Genomic DNA, 16,953 nt, shown 5'->3' with positions numbered 1-16,953 from the left:
CTGAGCGCGGCCGCGACCCTCATTCGTTCGACGCCCATGGCGGCCGGAGCGACGCCGGAGAGCCGTGCGGTCCTGGCGATACGACGCGCATTGAGATCGCGCCGAGCTCCGGCTGATAGTGCGGTACCTACGAGTCACCAGGTGGCACACGGGTACCGCACTGGTGATCCGGACCGGGCGCCGGTTCACGTCACACCCCCCCAGGCCGAGATCTACCCACGCGGCCCGGGCGCGCGATGAAGACTCGTGTGTGAGCGTCGCTTCGACGGAGGCGGTTCTCCTTCTTCCTCGGTGTGTCAGGGACGCACTGACAGGCAGGGCTGGGCTGGGTCAGGCTTGGCTGCTTTGCCACGATGGGCTCGAACAGGCCCGAGCTCGGTGGAGGCACCATGGGGCACAACGCGGAAGCGGGAACAACCGCCATCCATGCGCCGCCGACGCCGAGACGCCCGGGTGCCGCGCAGAATCAGGCAGCACTCCTCCCGGCCGCACATACCTCCGGCTGGTATCTCTCATCGACCTGGAGCGATAACCGGAGAGTGGCTGCATGAGTAGTCGGTCGACGCGCGCCGACAGCCGGCATGACGCGTCCTCGAGAGGCACCTCATCGCGGCATAGCGCTGCCCCCGATCTCGGTAGCTCAGCGATCGGCTCCCGAGCCGGTCGCGGCGGAGCGTCTGTGCTTGCTGGATGAAGTCACCCGGGCAGGGAGTCGCCGGGGAATCCGAGGCACGGGAGCACGTCGACGGTCATCATCCCGGCCTGCACGCACGGGTCGGCGGCCATGGTTGCGCGGGCTTGCTCCACGGTCTGGGTCATGATCGCAACCCCGCAGAGTCCTTCGGAGAGGACCGGGCAGAGGACGGCGATCGTGCCCTCGGCACGTAGCGACACCATCCGGCGTTGGTGCTCACGCTCGATCGCGTCGGCGCCCGACTGGTGCCGACCCGGCGCCCAGCTCAGCTGGACCAGGCTGTAGGGCTTGCTCGTCGCGGCCAGCTCCTGGATCTGCTCGTCGGTGACGGCGTTCACGGCGCTCACATTCCCATCCGGTGGTGGTCGACCGCGATCAGGGCGACAACCCGCTCCTGGCTGCGGTCGTAGGGCGCGTGGATGTACTTCTCGGCGATCGCGTCGACGACGGCCCATCCCTCCTCGCCGGACAGCCAGGTGACGACACGGCCGCGCAGGACCACTGGGTAGAAGGGGTTGTCCGGCGGTGTCAGGGAGATCGCGACGCGTGAGTCGCCTCGGAGGTTGCGCGCCTTCTGCGAGCCCGGCCCCGTCATGATCACGACATGGCCCTCGTGGGTCCCGACCCAGACGGGCACCGAGTGCGGTGCTCCGTCGGGCAGGACGCTCGCCAGGTGGGCGATGGGGGTGCCGTCGAGCACGGAGACGAGGTCGGGGTCGAGGGCAGAGAGGGTGGTCATCGTCGTTCCTTTCGGAGTTCCCTGAAGAGACTCGATGACCGTAACATGCGAAGTTCCTTGAGGGAACCCCGACTGTTAGGCTGATCCCATGCAGCGCACGAACTTCGGCGACATGGCGTGCTCGATCGCCCGCACCCTCGCCGTGATGGGGGAGCCGTGGACGCCGCTGGTGATCCGCGATGTCTTCGTCGGGATGAATCGCTTCGAGCAGATCCAGCGGGACCTCGGCATCTCTCGCAAGGTCCTGACCGAGCGGCTGAACCACCTCGTCGAGCACGGAGTTCTCGAGCGGCGCCCCTACGACAACAGGCCCCGCTACGAGTACCACCTGACCGAGCGGGGAACCGAGCTCTTCGAGGTGCTCATGGCGATGGTCCGATGGGGCGACAAGTGGCTCGCCGGGAAGGCCGGACCGCCGGTCTTGTATCGCCACCGCGCGTGCGGCGAGATCAGCCACGTCGACCCGCGGTGCGGCCACTGCGGGGAGCCCATGCACGCCACGGACATCGACGTGCTGCCCGGGCCCGGAGCCGCAGCCTGAGGGCGCGCGGGCAGCCGACGTTCGAGCCGTCTCGCGGCGAATGGACGCGGGACGAGACCGCGCCGACTCCCGGCGGAATGCAGCTGGTCGGGATCCGAAAGCGCTAGCCACGGTCGGTTGCTCGATGCGGACTCCGAGGCAGCACCTAGATCCGTAGGGTTGCTCCATGGCGCGCCCGTGCAAGGTCGGTGTCCAGCTGCCCGAGGTGGAGAGGTTCGTGCCGTGGCCGGAGTACCTCGACCTGGCGCGGCGGGCCGAAGCGGTCGGATACGACTCGGTCTGGGTCGGCGACCACCTGATCTACGACCTGCCGGACGGATCGACGCGTGGACCTTACGAGGCGTGGACGACTCTGGCCGCCATCGCGGCTGTGACGGAGCGTGTGGAGATGGGGCCGCTCGTGGCGTCGACGAGCTTCCATGCGCCCGCGATGCTTGCCAAGCAGGCCGCCACGGTCGATGCGATCTCGCAGGGAAGGCTGATCGTCGGCCTGGGAACGGGTTGGAACCGACGGGAGTTCGACGCCTTCGGCTTCGCCTACGACCGGCGGGTGTCGCGGTTCGCTGAGGCCCTAGCGGTGATCGCCCCGTTGCTGCGCGACGGTCGGGCGAGGTTCCATGGTGAGTTCTACGACGTCGACGACTGCGTGCTCGATCCTCCGCCGGCGCGCGAGGGCGGGCCGCCGATCATGCTGGGCTCGAACAGCCCGCGCATGCTGAGCATCGGGCTGCCGGTCGTCGATGCCTGGAACGTCTGGTGGAGCATCTACGACAACTCCGTCGAGCGGTTCGTGGAGATCAAGGCCGAGGTCGATGCGGCCATGCCGGAGGGGCGGAACGTCGACGCGACCGCCGCGGTGCTGGTCACGCTCCCGGGCGGCCGGGGACGCGTGATGGGAGAGACGTACGACGCGCCGGTCACCACGGTCACGCCGGATGACCTCGGCGAGCACGTGCGAGGGCTGGGTGCTGCGGGGGTCACGCACGTGCAGCTGGTGCTGGATCCGATCACGGCAGAGTCCATCGAGACGGTCGGTAGGGTGCTGGCTGATCTGGATCGGTGAGCCGCTCAAGTATGAGGGCCGGATGGTTTCGAGACGCTCGCAGAGCTCGCTCCTCAACCACCGGCCCAGAGCTCGCTCCTCAACCAACGGCGCAGAGCTCGCTCCTCAACCAACGGCCCAGAGCTCGCTCCTCAACCAACGGCGGCGCGGTCAGGTGCGCTTGGTGTAGTACTCGGTGAACTCGCGGCAGCGGTCCTGGTCGTCGAAGCGCATCACGAAGCAGTTGTCGAAGACCTTCGTCGCCGGGCCGCCGGGGCTCTCGGTGTAGGTCGAGGTCCCGGTGGCGACGACGACATCGCCGTCGACGGCGATCGGCGTGTACGTCGCGTCGTAGGTGCCGGGCTCGTCGCGGGTGGAGCTCTGCGCATCGGTCGACTCGCCCAGCCAGCTGGCTACCACGGCCTCGCGGCCGACGACCCAGTCGGCGTGGGGGTAGTAGCGGTAGCGGACGTCCTCGCTGAAGAGCGCGGCGATGTCGGCTTCGTCGTAGGACTTCCAGGCGGCGACGTAGCGGTCGAGCCAGGCTTGGGCGCGGGCGTGGTCCATCAGTCGATCAGCCACTCCGGTCGTTCGAGGAGGGCCACCAGGACGGCCAGCCAGCGGGACGCCTGCACGTCGTCGACCCGGCCGGCGCGGATGGAGAGGGTCAGGGTCATCACCTTCCCCGGGATGACGGCGCCGGCGTCGATGACCGGCTCGTCGCGGACCGCGCCGACGGCGAGCGCCGCGGCCTCTCCGTCCGGCACCACGGCTGCGGCCTCCTCGACGCCGAACCGGCCGGGGTAGGTGACCGGGATGCCGACCTGGGCCGCCTTGTCGTCGGCGATCCGGGCGACGCCGAGCTGCGGCACCTGCCGGTGGGCGGCGACCACCGAGCGGGCGACCAGGTCGAGCACGCTGGATTCGGGCCGGTCGCGCTCGAGCCGGGAGGAGAGGGCGACGAGCCGGTCGACCCGGACTCGCGCGCGGATGTAGTGGTGCTGGAGGTCGGTCTCCGAACGGTTCGGGGGGCCCTCCTCACCCACCGAGGGACGGGCCAGGGCGCCTCCCTCGATCACCGGTGCTGCGCCCGCGTCGAGCACCGAGGTGCCGGCTTGCTGGACCAGCGGCGACACGAGGAGGGGCGGCCGCTCGGCGCGGTGGCCGCCGACCGGTGTCTCGAGCAGGGAGGAGGCCGTGACGCGCTGGCGGCGTACCAGGCCGAGCTCGGCCAGCACCTCCTCGAGGTCCGCGACCTGCTCCCCCAGCTCGCCGAGGATGCCGATGGGAGTGCCGGGCTCGACCCGGGTGCCGGGCTCGACCAGGGTCTTCAGCAACAGTCCGGGGCGCCCGGCCTCCACGCTGAACAGCTCGTCCTCGGTCTCGACGTACGCGATCGTCTGGGCAGCCTCGAACCGCGCCGACTCCTCGACGAGCCAGGAGGCGAGTACGCCCTCGCCGGAGTCGGCCGCGACATCAGGCATGCGGAGTACCCGAGGCAAACGGTGATCCCCCAAAGAGATTGCGGGCCGCACCACGCTCGGCGATGCGTGGTGCTCGAAGTCGGAAGCCAACATAGGGGAGCCCCGGTGGTGGGGCCACCCCGGGTAGGTATCGATCGGGCGTCGACGGCGGGTGCCCGCCCAACTCCCTGCCATCCGATTGCAAAGCCGGTTGCAGAGCCGGTTGCAGAGCCGATTGCAACCTCTGCGCCCGACGCCGCGTCTTGCTCCCACACACCTGAACTTCTCAAGGAGCAGCCATGACCACGCACCACCGTTCCACCCGTCTGCGAACCCCGGCCGTCGCGGCCGGCCTCGCGCTCGCCGCTGCGGCCACCACCCTGATCGGAACGGTCGATGGGGCGTACGCCGCGGCATCGCACAACGAGCAGGTCGTCCTCGTCAACGGCACCGACGCCCAGGCCGACGCGAAGAGCATGAGCAACGGCACCGCCCAGGTGGCGTCGGCCGACGGTCGCTTCGTCGTCTTCTCGACGGCGGCGGCGCTGGTGCCGCAGGACACCAACGGCCTCGACGACGTCTACCTCCGCGACACCGCCGACGGCATCACCGTCCTGGTCAGCCGCAAGGGCCGGACCGTCGGCAACGACTACAGCTTCGAGCCGACGATCTCCAACGACGGCCACTACGTCGCGTTCACCACCTACGCCACCAACCTGGTGCCGGACACCAACGGCAGCGTGCTCGACGTCGCCGTCAAGGACATGTTCACCGGCAAGCTGCGGCTGGTCTCGGCCGACAGCAAGGGACGCCAGTACAAGAGGAACAGCTTCTTCCCGGTGATCTCCGGCAACGGCAAGCGCGTCACCTTCCAGTCCTTCGCGCCGTTCGGCAAGAAGGACCAGGACCGGCGCGAGGACGTCTACGTCCACGACGTGGCCAAGGGCTGGACGGCGCAGGCGTCGCTGACGCCGAAGGGCCGCGACGTGGCGACTTCGGTCGGCGACGGTGACATCTCCGACGACGGCACGCTGGTCACCTTCGGCAACGACAACGACCTCTGGGTGCGCAACGTCGCCACCGGCAAGACCACGCGCTTCTGGCACGAGCCGGACTACGCGCCGTGCTCCGGGTTCCCCGCGGGGAGCGCCGGGCGGCCGGTGATCTCCGGTGACGGTCGGTACGTCGCGTTCTCGACCTGCTCGACCAAGATGCCCGGCGCCGACGGTAAGTTCGAGCAGGTCTACCGGATGAAGCTGGCCGACCGCTCGGTCCGCGTGGTCAGCGCCACCGGGCACGGGCCGGCGAACGCCGACTCCTACCTGCCGAGCCTCTCGCGCACGGGCCGTTTCGTCGGCTTCGGCTCCGACGCCACGGACCTCGCGCCCGACACGGACGTCGACCCGGACGCGTTCGTGGCCGACCTCCGCGGCGGCACGATCACCCGCGCCTCGCAGTCGCGGGACGGCACCGAGAGCAACAACTGGAGCGCCAGCACCGCCGCAGCGATCAGCAGCGACGGCCGGAGCCTGGTCTACGAGTCGTACGCGACCAACCTGGTCGACGGCGACCAGTACGACTGGGAAGAGGTCTTCGTCTGGAGGCGCTGACTCCGGACCTGCCCCACCGGGTCGTCCGCCTGAGAGGAAGCGATAGGTGCCTCTCAGGCGGACGACCCCTTCCGCGTGGACGGGCAGGCATCGGGTACGGACCCGGCATGGACCTGGAACGACTGCGCACCGTGTTCGAGACCCCCGGCCCCTACCTGACCCTGCACGTCGACGTGAGTCGCAACAACGAGAACGCCGCCGAGCAGGTCGAGTCGCGGTGGACCAGCATCCGGCACGAGCTGGAGCGGGCCGCCATACCCGACTCGCTGGTGCCCGAGATCGACGAGCGCATCCACGAGAACACCCACGTGCAGGGAGAGGTACGCCGCACGATCGTCGCCGCCGCGGACCGGATCCTGCTCGACGACGTCCAGGCCGGGCACAACCCGCACCCGGAGGTCGTCGACGTGGCCGACCTACCCGACCTGGCGCCGTGGATCGACATCGAGGACCAGGCCTACCCGTTCGTCCTCGCCGTCGTCGACCGGACCGGCGGCGAGGTCTCGGCGTACCGTGCGGCCTCGCAGGAGCCGGTCGACGAGGAGACCGTGACCGGCGCGACGTACTACATCACCAAGGTCCCCGAGGGTGACTGGGCGCAGAAGCAGTTCCAGCAGACCGCAGAGAACCGCTGGCACGAGAACGCCGAGCTGGTCGCCGAGGCGGTCCGGTCGGCCGCACTCGCCGATCGGGCGCGGGCCGTGCTCGTCGCCGGTGAGGTCCGCGCACGAGCCGAGGTGGTCCGGGCGGTCGAGTCGCTGGACCACGGCTTCGACGGGGTCATCGAGATCGAGTCCGGTGGACGCGCCGAGGGCGCCTCGGAGGAGGCGCTCTGGGGCGAGGTCCACGAGAAGCTCCGGCAGCTCGTCGCGGCCGAGGACGCCGACGTCGCCGCCCGGCTGGACCAGGGCCGCGGCCGCGGGGAGGGCGTCGCGACCGGGATCGACGAGGTGCTCGGCGCGCTGGTCAAGGGTCAGGTCGAGCAGCTGGTCGTCGACCTCGCCGCGTTGGCCGAGAAGAGCGTCAAACCGGGACAGTACGACGGGCTCCCGCTCCCCGCCTCGGCGGCCGACGCCGACGAGCTGCCGGCCGACCGGGTCCTGGTCGCCGCGGCGGCGCTGACCGGCGCCGATCTCACCGTGCTGCCTGCGTCGATGGCGCACGGCGGTGGCGCCTCGGCGCTGCTGCGTTGGGACGACTCAACAAAGTCCGGTTCTGAGGTGTAGACCGCCTCAGAAGTGGGTAGGACCACGGCGATAGGCCTCTGGAGCGTTCCCCGGCCCCGGCTGATGCAGATGTACGTCGCGGCGCTGCTGCCCGCCGACGCCATACCCGCCCGGCCGATGCGTACGGCCCGCCGTCATCCCCCACGGCGGGCCGTCGGGCGCTCACCCGCAGAGAACCGGGCTCAGGGGACGAAAACGTTGCGGGTGCTCGACTCGCCTCCCGCGAAGCGCGACCACACTTGCTCCACCTCGGCCAGCGGGTGGACGTCGTACTGCATCCGGATCCGCCCGGCGGCGGCGTGGGTGAGGACCGCGGTGATCGCCTCGCGCCGCTGCTCGGGCGTGATCGCGTTGTTCGTGTAGCCGAGGAGGGAGGCGGTGCGGCTGCGGAGGGCCGAGGAGGAGTACGTCGCGAGGTCGCTCGAGGAGCCGCCGAGGTTGACCAGGCGCCCGAACGCGGCCAGGTTGCGCGAGGCCGCGGTCGAGGCGTCACCGAACACCGGGTCGAGCACGACATCGAAGGGTGCGTGCTCCGCGAGCGCCGAGGTGAGCGCGTTGACATCCCCCTCGAGCGGTACGACGACGTCCGCGCCGGCCGCCGAGGCCCGTGGCACCGACGCAGGCCGTGCCACCGACACCACCGTCGAGGCGCCCAGCACCCGCGCGGCGCCGATCCCCACCTGACCGACGGCTCCGCCGCCACCCAGCACCAGCGCCCGCTCCCCGGACTGCAGCCGGGCCCGCCACGACAGCGCCATCCAGGCCGCCACCCCTGACAGTCCGAGGGCGGCCGCCATCTCGTCCGGCACCCCGGCCTCGATCGGGACCACGTCCGCGTCGGGAACGGCGCACCACTCGGCGAGCGAGCCGTCGCCGGGCTGCATCCCGGCGGTCGCCAGGAACCACACCCGGGTGCCGGCCCCGAGCGACTCCGACGACTCGACCACTCCGACGCCCTGGCCACCCGGCACGTACGGGGTGGCCGGCACGCCGAAGTAGGACTCCCCCGAGGCGCACATCAGGTCGAGCGGCACGACCGGGGCCGCCGACACCCGCACCACCGTCGCCCCCGGCGAGCTTGCCGGCGCCGGGTGCTCGCCGTACGACGGTGGCTGTCCCGGCGTGTGCAGGACGGCGGCCCTCATCGCCGGGCTCATGTGGCGATGTCCGGGTAAGGGAGGTCGAAGTGCTGCAGCCGCCGGCCGAACCCGATCTGGTACTCCAGCGGACCGTGGTCGCGCTCGAACATCGCGATGAAGAGGGTCAGGGTCAGGAACGGGTGGGCGCCGAGCTCGAACAGCCGGACGTGGTCGTGCCGGACCAGTACGTCGCGCTCCTCGTCGGTGAAGGCCAGCCAGGTCGACCGCTCGTGCGAGTGGCAGTTGAGGATCGAGTTCGCCATCTCCTCCTCCCACCAGGCGACCGTTCCGGCCGGGTCCTCGCGGTAGCGCTCGACGAGCTCCGGGTCGCGGTCGACGGTGTAGAGGAACTTGTCCAGCAGGTACTTGCTCATCGGAGGGCCCCCTCCGGGTACCAGGTGAAGTACGCCTCCATCGTGTGGAACAGGTCGAGCGAGTCGACGTAGTCCGCCTTCACGCCGTCCCCGGCGACGCCCATCATCAGCATGAAGTCCATGAAGCCGTGGGTCGCGTTGCCCGGCAGGTTCAGGCTGTCGAGGGTCACGTCGGCGCAGCAGCCCTCGATGTCGCCGTTCGCGATCCACTCGACCGCCTGCCGGTCGAACTCGGGGTCGGGCCCGTGCTCCCCGAACTGACGCGGCCCGCCGAGCTCCAGCGAGAGATGGCCGGTGCCGATGATCGCGACCCGCTTGTCGCTCTCCCACGACTCCACCATGTCCCGGATCGCCTGCCCCAGCTGGACGAACCGCTTCGGCTGCGGCATCGGCGGCGCGAAGATGTTGGTGTAGACCGGCACGATCGGCAGGTCGGCGTCCGGCCGCAGCGTGATGATCGGGCAGGTGATGCTGTGGTCGATGCGCAGCTCGTTGCTGAACGCGAGGTCGAAGTCGCGGTCGAGCCCGCCGCGCAGGAGGTGCTGCGACAGCTCCTCGTCCCCCTCGAGCCGGAACCGCGGCAGGCCGAACTCGCGCTCCTCGTTGTACCAGTTGGCGTCGTAGAACGGCGCCTTGCCGACCAGGAATTGCGGCATGTTGTCCAGCCAGAGCTGGTGGAAGTGGTCGCTCCCGACCATCACCAGCACGTCGGGCTCGGCGCGGGTCAGGGTCTCGCGGAACGCCTCGATCTTCGCCTGCCACTCGTCGGCGAACGGGGGCCGCTCGTCGCCGGTGCTCGTGCTGGCGCGGTAGTAGAAGGGATGGTGGGTCGAGGCGATGACCGCGGCGACGGTGGCCATGTCCTACTCCTCCGTTCGGGGTGACGTGGGATCGACGTAGACGGCGTTGCGGTCGACGGTGAGGTAGGCGTCCATCCCGATCGGACGGCGTGCCTCCTCGGCCAGCTGCCCGAGCAGACCGGCGGCGCGGGCGAGCAGGGCGAAGCCGCGCAGCAGCTCGACAGGCAGCCCGAGGTCGGCGAGCGCCGCGCCGCAGACACCCGCGCCGTTGAGCGGCAAACGGCGCCCGAGGACCTGCTCGTGTGTACGCCCGATCGCCTCGAACAGCCGCAGGTGCGGGCCGCGCAGCCCCTCCTCCTCGGCGATCGCGACCAGCCGCGGGGTGCGCGGATCGAGCTCCTTGTGCACGGGGTGGCCGAGGCCCGGGACGTACCGGCCGGCCTCGCGGGTACGGCGTACCGCCTCCAGGGCCAGCGCGTCCCAGCCGTCGTCGTCCGAGGGCAGCTCGGTCCGCCCCTCGAGTACGTCGTGCAGGTACTGGCCGCAGTCCTCGGTGACGCCCAGGAACCGCGAACCGCCTCCGAGCAGCCCGGAGGCCAGCGCACCCTGGAGCGAGTCGGGCGCGGACAGGTAGGTGAGCCGCGCCGCGATCGCGGTCGGGGTGAACCCGTGGTCGGCCAGTGCGACCAGCACCGCCTCGAACACCCGGACCTCCGACGGCGTCGGCCGGCGGAGCGTCACCAGCCAGAAGGCCAGCTCGCCGAACCCGACGTTGCCCATCAGGTCCTCGGTGAGGTTCTGCCCGAGCAGCCGGATCTCGTCGGGCGTCGACGTCCCGAGCGACGTCGGGAACTCCAGCTCACTCATCGGTCACCACCTCCACCGGAGAGCCAGGCCCGTATCTCCGCTCCGTGCTCGTCGAGCGCGGGGGGCGGGTAGCGGTAGTCCGCGGGCGTCTCGGAGAGCGTGATCGGATGCCGCACCGACGGCACCATCGCCTCGCCCTCGCCGACCTCGACCACCGGCTCGAGCCCGATCTCCTCGGCGAACCCGACGCCCTGGGAGACGTCGTTGATCGGCCCGCACGGCACCCCCGCCGCGATGATGTCGCGGAACCACTCCATCTTGGTGCGGGCCTTCAGTCGCTCGACCAGCAGGGGCCGGAGCTCCTCCCGGTGCGCGTTGCGCACCGCCATGCTCGTGAACCGCGGGTCGTCGGCGAGCTCGGGAGCACCGAGCACGTCGCACAGCTTGCGGAACTGCACGTCGTTGCCCGAGGTGATGATCAGCTCGCCGTCGGCGCACGGGATCGGCTCGTAGGGATAGAGGCTCGGGTGGCTGTTGCCCATCCGCTGCGGGACGACTCCGCCCGCGACGTACGCACTGGTCTGGTTGACCATCCCGGAGAGCGCTGAGGAGAGCAGGTTGACTTCGACGTGCTGGCCGCGGCAGGTCTCGTGGCGGGCGTTCAGCGCAGCCAGGATGCCGATGGTCGCGTGCATGCCGGCCATCACGTCGAAGACCGAGATCCCGGAGCGGAACGGCTCGGTGTCGGGGGCACCGGTCAGGCTCATCAGGCCGGACATCGCCTGGACGATCAGGTCGTAGCCGGGGAGCACGCGGCCCTTGTCCGTCGTACCGAAGCCGCTGATCGAGGCGTAGACGATGCCCGGGTTGCCGGCCGCCACGTCGTCGTACCCGAGCCCGAAGCGCTCGAGCCCGCCGGGCCGGAAGTTCTCGATCATCACGTCGGCGCGACCGGCCAGCTCCCGGGCCAGACCCCGATCGTGCTCGTCCTTGAGGTCGAGCGCGACCGAGCGCTTGTTCCGGTTGACCGCGAGGTAGTACGTCGAGATGCCGTCGCGCACCGGCGGGGTCCAGGCCCGGGTGTCGTCGCCGCCCGGGGCCTCGATCTTGACCACGTCCGCACCGAGGTCGGCCAGCAGCATCGTGGCGTACGGCCCGGCCAGCACCCGGGAGAAGTCGGCGACCAGGAGCCCGGAGAGCGGTCCGGTCGGACGGTCGGCCAAGGTGCGGTCCTTTACCTCAGTTCGGACAGGTGTCCGCCCGAGTCCACCAGCGCCGATCCAGCGCGTCAAGGCCTTGACACCGCGCCGGCACAGGTCGAGATTGACCGGTGAGCGGACAACTGTACGGGAGGGCCCCATGACCGACTCGATCGTCCTCCGCGGCGGCACCGTGCTGACCATGGACGACAGCCACACGATCCACCAGGCGGCCGACGTCCTGGTCGTCGGCGACAAGATCGAGGCGGTGGGCCCGAGCCTGGAAGTGCCCGACGGCACGCAGGAGGTCGACGCGTCCGGCGGCATCGTGATGCCGGGGATGATCGACACCCACCGGCACATGTGGCAGACCGCGATGCGGGCGTACGGCGCGGACTGGACGCTGACGCAGTACTTCGTCTGGTACTACCTCGAGCACGGCAAGGCGTTCCGCCCCGAGGACATCCACGCGGGCAACCTGCTCGCGGCGTGGGAGTCGCTCGAGGCAGGCGTCACCACGACCGTCGACTGGTCGCACGGCCTGCAGACGGTCGACCACGCCGACGCGGCCGTCGACGCGCTGCAGGCGACGCCGGGCAGGTTCGTGCTGGCCTACGGCAACATCCAGGCCGGGCCGTGGGAGTGGACCGCCGACCCGGAGGTCCGCAAGTTCTTCGAGCGACGGCGTACCGGCACCGGCGACATGCTCGGCTTCCAGCTGGCCTTCGACGTGACCGGCGACCCGTCGTTCCCGGAGCGGGCGGCGTTCGAGGCGGCCCGCGAGCTCGGGCTCCCGGTGACCACGCACGCCGGCGTCTGGGGCGCGACCAACGACGACGGCATCCGGCTGATCCACGAGAACGGCTTCGCCGCCCCGGAGAACATCTACGTGCACTCGGCCACCCTGACCACCGACTCCTACCAGCGGATCGCGGCGTCCGGCGGCTCGATCTCGGTGTCGACGGAGTCCGAGCAGAGCGCCGGGCAGGGCTACCCGCCGACCTGGCAGGTGCGGCAGTACGCCATCCCGGTGTCGCTGTCGCAGGACACCAGCGTGTGGTGGAGCGGCGACCTGTTCTCGGCGATGCGGAGCACCCTCGGCGCCGACCGGTCCCGCGAGCACCTCGAGGCCCACGTCAAGGGCGACACCGTCACGGCCCTGTCGCTGCGCGCCGAGCAGGTCGTCCACTGGGCGACCCGCGGCGGCGCCCACGCGCTCGGCCGCGACGACCTCGGCCGGATCACCCCCGGCGCCAAGGCCGACGTCATCCTGATCAAGAACGACGCCTCACCCGTGTCGTTCCCGCTGCTGAACCCCTACGGCCACGTCGCCTTCCAGGCGCAGCGCGGCGACGTGCACACCGTGATCGTCGACGGCCGCGTGGTGAAGGCGGACGGGAAGCTGGTGGGGTTCGACGCCGCCGCCGTACGCCGGAGCGTCGACGCCACGATCGCGCACCTGCGCTTCTCGATGGGAGAGGAGACCTGGCAGGCCGGCATGCATCCCGAGATGCCCGCGGGGAGCAAGGTGCTCGACAACCCCTACCAGTACACCGACTTCCAGTCCGAGAAGACCCACGGCGCCCGCGGATCGATGTTCGGCGAGCCGGGCTCCGGATCGTAGGGTCTGCACCCGTGGCGGGACGTGGCTCGGGACCGGACTTCGTCGAGGCGCTCGCGCGCGGTCTCGACGTACTCCGGTGCTTCGACGCGTCCCACCGCTCGATGTCGCTGGCCGACGTGGCGTCGGCGACGGGTCTGGCCCGGCCGACCGCACGACGTCTGCTTCTGACGCTGGAGGAGCTCGGCTACGTCCGGTCCGCCGACGGGGCGTTCTCGCTGACGCCGCGGTGCATCACGCTGGGCACGGCGTACGTCGCGTCGCTCGGCCTCTGGGACGTCGCCCGCCCGCACCTCGAGGCGCTGGTCCGGCAGACCGGCGAGTCCTCGTCGATGGCTCAGCTCGACGGCAGCGACATCATCTACGTCGCCCGGGTGTCGGTGCCGAAGATCATCGCCCTGCGGGTCGACATCGGCACGCTCTTCCCGGCACCGCAGACCTCGCAGGGCAAGGTGCTCCTCGCGGCCCTTCCCGCCGACGAGCTGGCCGCCGTCCTGAGCATCCCCTCGCGCTCCGGCCTCCCGCCGTACATCGGCCACGCGCGCGAGGACCTCGATGCCGAGCTCACGCAGATCCGGGCCCGCGGGTGGGCACTGGCCGACGAGGAGCTCGCTCCCGGCGTCCGTTCGGTCGCCGTCCCCGTCCGCGACGGCACCGGCGCCGTCCGCGCCGCCATGAACGTCACCGTCCACGCCGCCGAGACCTCGACCGAGCACCTCCTCGAGCACCACCTGCCCCGGCTCCTGCGCACCGCCGGGGACATAAGCGCCGACTGGGCGACCTGGCAGTCGCGCCCGCATCACGAGGTGCCGGCGGCCTCCGAGAGACGCGCGACGAGCTGACCCCGAGTCCCCCTGGTCGAGAGGCGCGGGTCGGCTCAGGGGGCCACCGGATGTGGCGGTCCCGTCGTACGACGCAGAGTGGAGGCAGCAGGGAAACGCCCTGCGTGAAAGGCTTCATCGTGAACGACATCCGCCAGACCTTCGCCCGACACGGACTCGTCCGGACGCGCGACCGACGAGTCCTCGGCGGCGTGGCTGCCGGTCTCGGTCGCCGGTTCGGCCTCGAGCCCTGGACCGCCCGCGTCCTCTTCGTGCTGCTGCTCCTGGTGATCCCGGGCAGCCAGTTCCTGGTCTACCCGGTCCTGTGGATCCTGATGCCGTCCGAGGAGACCGTCGACGCATCCGTCCACCACCCGGCACCCAGGCCGACGCCCACGGCCTGAGAGAAGGGGCCGCCGTATCGCGGCGGCCTTGGACTCTTCATCGCGAGACTCACGCGGGTTCGGAGGCTCCCCGGTGCCGGGCTCCCGCAGGCCGCGCGTGTCATGCCGACGAACTCGCATGGGTTCGGGACCAGCCGCTGGGCGGACGACACACCGGCCGCGGGACGACTACCGTGCACTGGCCCGGGAAGGGTGGGTGGGCCGTGAAGATGTCCGTGACGCCGGGCCGCACCGAGATCGAGCAATCGTCGGCGGACGTGCTGGGTCTGCCGATCCTGGGCGGCATCGTGCTGGTCGCGATCGTCGTCAGCCTCTCCCGGTCCGAGTCCGGTCGTCATGTGGGTCTGTGCCGGGGGGCGGTGCTGGACGTCTGGCTCGCCTTCCACCTCCTGCAGCGTGACCGGGCGACGTTCGTCGTGACCGCGGACGACATCGCCTTCAGCCGCGGCCCCGACAGCAGGAGCACCCACGTCATCCAGCGCACGCCCGACAGCAAGCTGAGCTTCCGCCTGCAGTCCAACGGGTTCGTCGGAGGTCAGTCCCAGTTCCTGCTCAATCTGCGCGACGACGCGACGAGCTCGGACGCAGGGCTGGACGTTCTCGTGAGCGTCGCCGACGGTGTTCACTCCGGGTCGGGCGGGTCCTCGAAGGTGACCTGGATCCGCTCGAACCCCTTGTGCCGCTGGGCTTTCGCGTACTCCCGGTAGACCTTCCGGTCGGCGTCGGTGAGCTGTACGGAGTCCGTGAACGGTGTCAGCAGCGCCCGCGGATACAGGTGCTTGCCGAGGACGACGTTCGTCTCCAGGCCGAGCATCGCCATCACGCTGGCGATGTAGAGCAGCGCCACCAGTCCGAGGACGACCGCGAACACGCCGTTCATGTCGCCGGCGTTCGCGATCACGTGGGAGACGTACACGCCGCCGACCAGCTGCAGGACCTGCCACAGCACGGCGATCACGACCGCGCCCGGGAGCACGTCGGGGAGGCGGTCCTTCTGCGGTGTCGACAGCCGCATCATCAGGGCGAGGACCGCCGCATCGACCACGACGGTGGCGGCCACGACCAGCCACTGCAGGCCGGCGCTCGCGTCGGCGCCCAGGATCTCGACATGGCTGGTGACGCTGCTGAGCACGGCGATGAACATCAGGGCGAGCCCGGCCAGCACGAGCCAGACCAGGCTCCGGAGCCTGCTCACCACGGGGTTCAGTCGACTGTTGCGGGGGATCGCCCACACGACGCTGACGGCGTTCTGCGCGGCCTGCCCGAGACCGATCGCGCCGTACGTCGACGCCACGGCGCCGATCGCCACCGCCCACCCGCTGCCCTGGAGCCCGCCGGGCTGTCCGATCTGGCTGCCCACGATCGGGAACTGCGCCAGCGCGGAGGTCAGGATCTGCTGCTGGAGGTCGGGATGACCCTGCAGCACGAAGCCCAGCACCGACGAGGCGATCAGCAGCAGCGGCAGGATCGCGACGAACGCGTAGTGGGTCACCACGGCCGCGAGGTAGCCGCCCTGGTCGTCGAAGAACTTGTAGACGATCGCGATCGGGATCCCGACGACCGGACGCCGTCGCTGGAAGGAGTCCACCCGGTCGACGACCTCGGAGACCGACCTGCGCCCGCGCTCGGACGCACCCTCCCGGAGGGGCGGCACCTGCGGCTTGGTGGTCATCGGTCCCCGTTCCGTCCTTCGGAACGTACCCCGGACGCCTTTCCTCCACGCTCGGCACGCCGCCGACCGGAGACGCCCGACCTCCCCGCGGCCGGACCTGCGGGGCCGACGGGGAGGTCGCCGAGGGCTCAGCCCTCGATCAGCTGAGCGAGACCTGGATCGGGAACGACCCGCCGCTGGACGAGCTCACGGCGATCTGACCGCCGGCGCCCAGGTACCGACCGGTGCCGCCCAGGATCGGCAGCGCGAACGTGCCGGGGCCGGACCGTCCCGCACGCAGGGCGCCGGACGCGGTGATCTGGCCCCGCCCCAGGTGGAGGACGAACTCGCACAGCTGGTCGGCGGTCGTCGCGACGCGCACGGTCGTGCAGTTGCCGACCAGGCGACCGACGTGGTGCCCGCCCCGGGTGAGCGGGGCGACGACCAGGTCCTCGTCCCCGGCGCTGAAGCCACTCCTACCGAGGTCGATGTCGGTGCCGGCGCCGCGGTGGACCCGGACCGTGAACGACGTGGCCGACGACCGTGCGGACGACGCCACCGTGCCGGCGGACGCCGTACCGGTCGAGACCAGGACGGCCGTCGCTCCAGCGCCCGCGGCGACGACGGTGACACCGGTGATGAGATTGCGGATCGTGCTCATGACGGTTACCCCTTCGTGTGCGCCGCGACCGTCGCGGCTGCCGGAGAACCTAGGAACGACGGCCGGTCGCGCGCCTCGGTCCAGGGTCGAGATCCGTGCGGCGGGAGACGGATTCGACGACGCCGCCGATCCGGCGCGAGGCGGAACGACGACCCGTCCCC

19 protein-coding genes are annotated in these 16,953 nt (G+C 70.7%); 8 read left to right on the top strand and 11 right to left on the bottom strand.

Annotated elements, in window-relative coordinates; translation table 11 throughout:
• Nucleotides 1-696: 696 nt before the first annotated feature.
• Both VGK78_RS07095 and VGK78_RS07090 read right to left on the bottom strand, forming a co-directional pair.
• Entirely contained in the window at nucleotides 697-1,032 is a 336-nt protein-coding gene (locus VGK78_RS07095; RefSeq protein WP_331526868.1) for a hypothetical protein, read from the bottom strand.
• A gap of 5 nt (nucleotides 1,033-1,037) precedes the next feature.
• Nucleotides 1,038-1,433: a pyridoxamine 5'-phosphate oxidase family protein gene (locus tag VGK78_RS07090; RefSeq protein ID WP_331526866.1), complete on the bottom strand. Its 396-nt coding sequence runs from the start codon at nucleotides 1,431-1,433 to the stop codon at nucleotides 1,038-1,040.
• 88 nt (nucleotides 1,434-1,521) lie between these two features.
• Between VGK78_RS07090 and VGK78_RS07085 the strand changes: the two genes are divergently transcribed.
• Both VGK78_RS07085 and VGK78_RS07080 read left to right on the top strand, forming a co-directional pair.
• Entirely contained in the window at nucleotides 1,522-1,974 is a 453-nt protein-coding gene (locus VGK78_RS07085) for a helix-turn-helix domain-containing protein (RefSeq protein ID WP_331526863.1), read from the top strand.
• 166 nt (nucleotides 1,975-2,140) lie between these two features.
• Nucleotides 2,141-3,037 carry an LLM class flavin-dependent oxidoreductase gene (locus VGK78_RS07080; protein WP_331526861.1) on the top strand — a complete coding sequence of 299 codons (897 nt, stop codon included), beginning with the start codon at nucleotides 2,141-2,143 and terminating at the stop codon, nucleotides 3,035-3,037.
• Between the two features lie 150 nt (nucleotides 3,038-3,187).
• Here VGK78_RS07080 and VGK78_RS07075 read toward each other — a convergent pair whose 3' ends face one another.
• A complete protein-coding gene (locus VGK78_RS07075) occupies nucleotides 3,188-3,598 on the bottom strand; it encodes a nuclear transport factor 2 family protein (RefSeq protein ID WP_331526860.1) in 411 nt (136 codons plus the stop codon).
• Entirely contained in the window at nucleotides 3,583-4,500 is a 918-nt protein-coding gene (locus VGK78_RS07070; RefSeq protein ID WP_331526857.1) for a 2-oxo acid dehydrogenase subunit E2, read from the bottom strand. The genes VGK78_RS07075 and VGK78_RS07070 overlap by 16 nt, the downstream gene beginning before the upstream one ends.
• A gap of 278 nt (nucleotides 4,501-4,778) precedes the next feature.
• On the opposite strand from VGK78_RS07070, the gene VGK78_RS07065 reads away from it, so the two are divergent.
• Nucleotides 4,779-6,089, top strand: a complete 1,311-nt coding sequence (locus tag VGK78_RS07065) for a hypothetical protein (RefSeq protein WP_331526855.1) — start codon at nucleotides 4,779-4,781, stop codon at nucleotides 6,087-6,089.
• Between the two features lie 107 nt (nucleotides 6,090-6,196).
• Complete coding sequence (locus VGK78_RS07060) at nucleotides 6,197-7,315, top strand: Vms1/Ankzf1 family peptidyl-tRNA hydrolase (RefSeq protein ID WP_331526852.1); 1,119 nt, start codon at nucleotides 6,197-6,199, stop codon at nucleotides 7,313-7,315.
• A 182-nt stretch (nucleotides 7,316-7,497) separates the two neighbouring features.
• Here VGK78_RS07060 and VGK78_RS07055 read toward each other — a convergent pair whose 3' ends face one another.
• Genes VGK78_RS07055 through VGK78_RS07035 form a run of 5 tightly spaced genes read right to left on the bottom strand, consistent with a single transcriptional unit; the run spans nucleotide 7,498 to nucleotide 11,658 of the window.
• Nucleotides 7,498-8,460: a zinc-binding alcohol dehydrogenase family protein gene (locus VGK78_RS07055; RefSeq protein WP_331526849.1), complete on the bottom strand. Its 963-nt coding sequence runs from the start codon at nucleotides 8,458-8,460 to the stop codon at nucleotides 7,498-7,500.
• Nucleotides 8,461-8,468: 8 nt separating this feature from the next.
• The gene (locus VGK78_RS07050) at nucleotides 8,469-8,828 is read right to left on the bottom strand and encodes a hypothetical protein (RefSeq protein WP_331526847.1); all 360 of its coding nucleotides are present in this window, start codon (nucleotides 8,826-8,828) and stop codon (nucleotides 8,469-8,471) included.
• Nucleotides 8,825-9,688 (bottom strand): hypothetical protein, encoded by an 864-nt coding sequence (locus tag VGK78_RS07045; protein ID WP_331526845.1) that lies wholly within the window; start codon nucleotides 9,686-9,688, stop codon nucleotides 8,825-8,827. Before VGK78_RS07045 ends, VGK78_RS07050 begins: the two co-directional genes overlap by 4 nt.
• 3 nt (nucleotides 9,689-9,691) lie before the next feature.
• Nucleotides 9,692-10,495, bottom strand: coding sequence for a citryl-CoA lyase (locus VGK78_RS07040; RefSeq protein ID WP_331526843.1), 804 nt, complete (start codon nucleotides 10,493-10,495; stop codon nucleotides 9,692-9,694).
• Nucleotides 10,492-11,658: a CoA transferase gene (locus VGK78_RS07035; RefSeq protein WP_331526842.1), complete on the bottom strand. Its 1,167-nt coding sequence runs from the start codon at nucleotides 11,656-11,658 to the stop codon at nucleotides 10,492-10,494. The genes VGK78_RS07040 and VGK78_RS07035 overlap by 4 nt, the downstream gene beginning before the upstream one ends.
• Nucleotides 11,659-11,794: 136 nt before the next feature.
• On the opposite strand from VGK78_RS07035, the gene VGK78_RS07030 reads away from it, so the two are divergent.
• The 4 genes from VGK78_RS07030 to VGK78_RS07015 all read left to right on the top strand — a co-directional run bounded on the left by VGK78_RS07030 (nucleotide 11,795) and on the right by VGK78_RS07015 (nucleotide 15,187).
• A complete protein-coding gene (locus VGK78_RS07030) occupies nucleotides 11,795-13,258 on the top strand; it encodes an amidohydrolase family protein (RefSeq protein WP_331526840.1) in 1,464 nt (487 codons plus the stop codon).
• 11 nt (nucleotides 13,259-13,269) lie between these two features.
• Nucleotides 13,270-14,097, top strand: a complete 828-nt coding sequence (locus VGK78_RS07025) for an IclR family transcriptional regulator domain-containing protein (protein WP_331526838.1) — start codon at nucleotides 13,270-13,272, stop codon at nucleotides 14,095-14,097.
• Between the two features lie 119 nt (nucleotides 14,098-14,216).
• Complete coding sequence (locus tag VGK78_RS07020) at nucleotides 14,217-14,480, top strand: PspC domain-containing protein (protein WP_331526836.1); 264 nt, start codon at nucleotides 14,217-14,219, stop codon at nucleotides 14,478-14,480.
• 203 nt (nucleotides 14,481-14,683) lie between these two features.
• Nucleotides 14,684-15,187: a hypothetical protein gene (locus tag VGK78_RS07015; RefSeq protein WP_331526834.1), complete on the top strand. Its 504-nt coding sequence runs from the start codon at nucleotides 14,684-14,686 to the stop codon at nucleotides 15,185-15,187.
• Here the strand turns inward: VGK78_RS07015 and VGK78_RS07010 are convergent.
• Nucleotides 15,103-16,152, bottom strand: a complete 1,050-nt coding sequence (locus VGK78_RS07010) for a YihY/virulence factor BrkB family protein (RefSeq protein ID WP_331526832.1) — start codon at nucleotides 16,150-16,152, stop codon at nucleotides 15,103-15,105. The two genes, VGK78_RS07015 and VGK78_RS07010, sit on opposite strands and share 85 nt — an antisense overlap.
• Nucleotides 16,153-16,291: 139 nt before the next feature.
• Nucleotides 16,292-16,792 (bottom strand): hypothetical protein, encoded by a 501-nt coding sequence (locus VGK78_RS07005; RefSeq protein WP_331526830.1) that lies wholly within the window; start codon nucleotides 16,790-16,792, stop codon nucleotides 16,292-16,294.
• Nucleotides 16,793-16,953: the final 161 nt, after the last annotated feature.

The organism is Nocardioides sp. (assembly GCF_036503465.1).
Taxonomy (GTDB): Bacteria; Actinomycetota; Actinomycetes; order Propionibacteriales; family Nocardioidaceae; genus Nocardioides.
The sequence above is the reverse complement of the archived record's forward strand: the minus strand, read 5'-3'. Positions and strand labels throughout refer to the sequence as shown.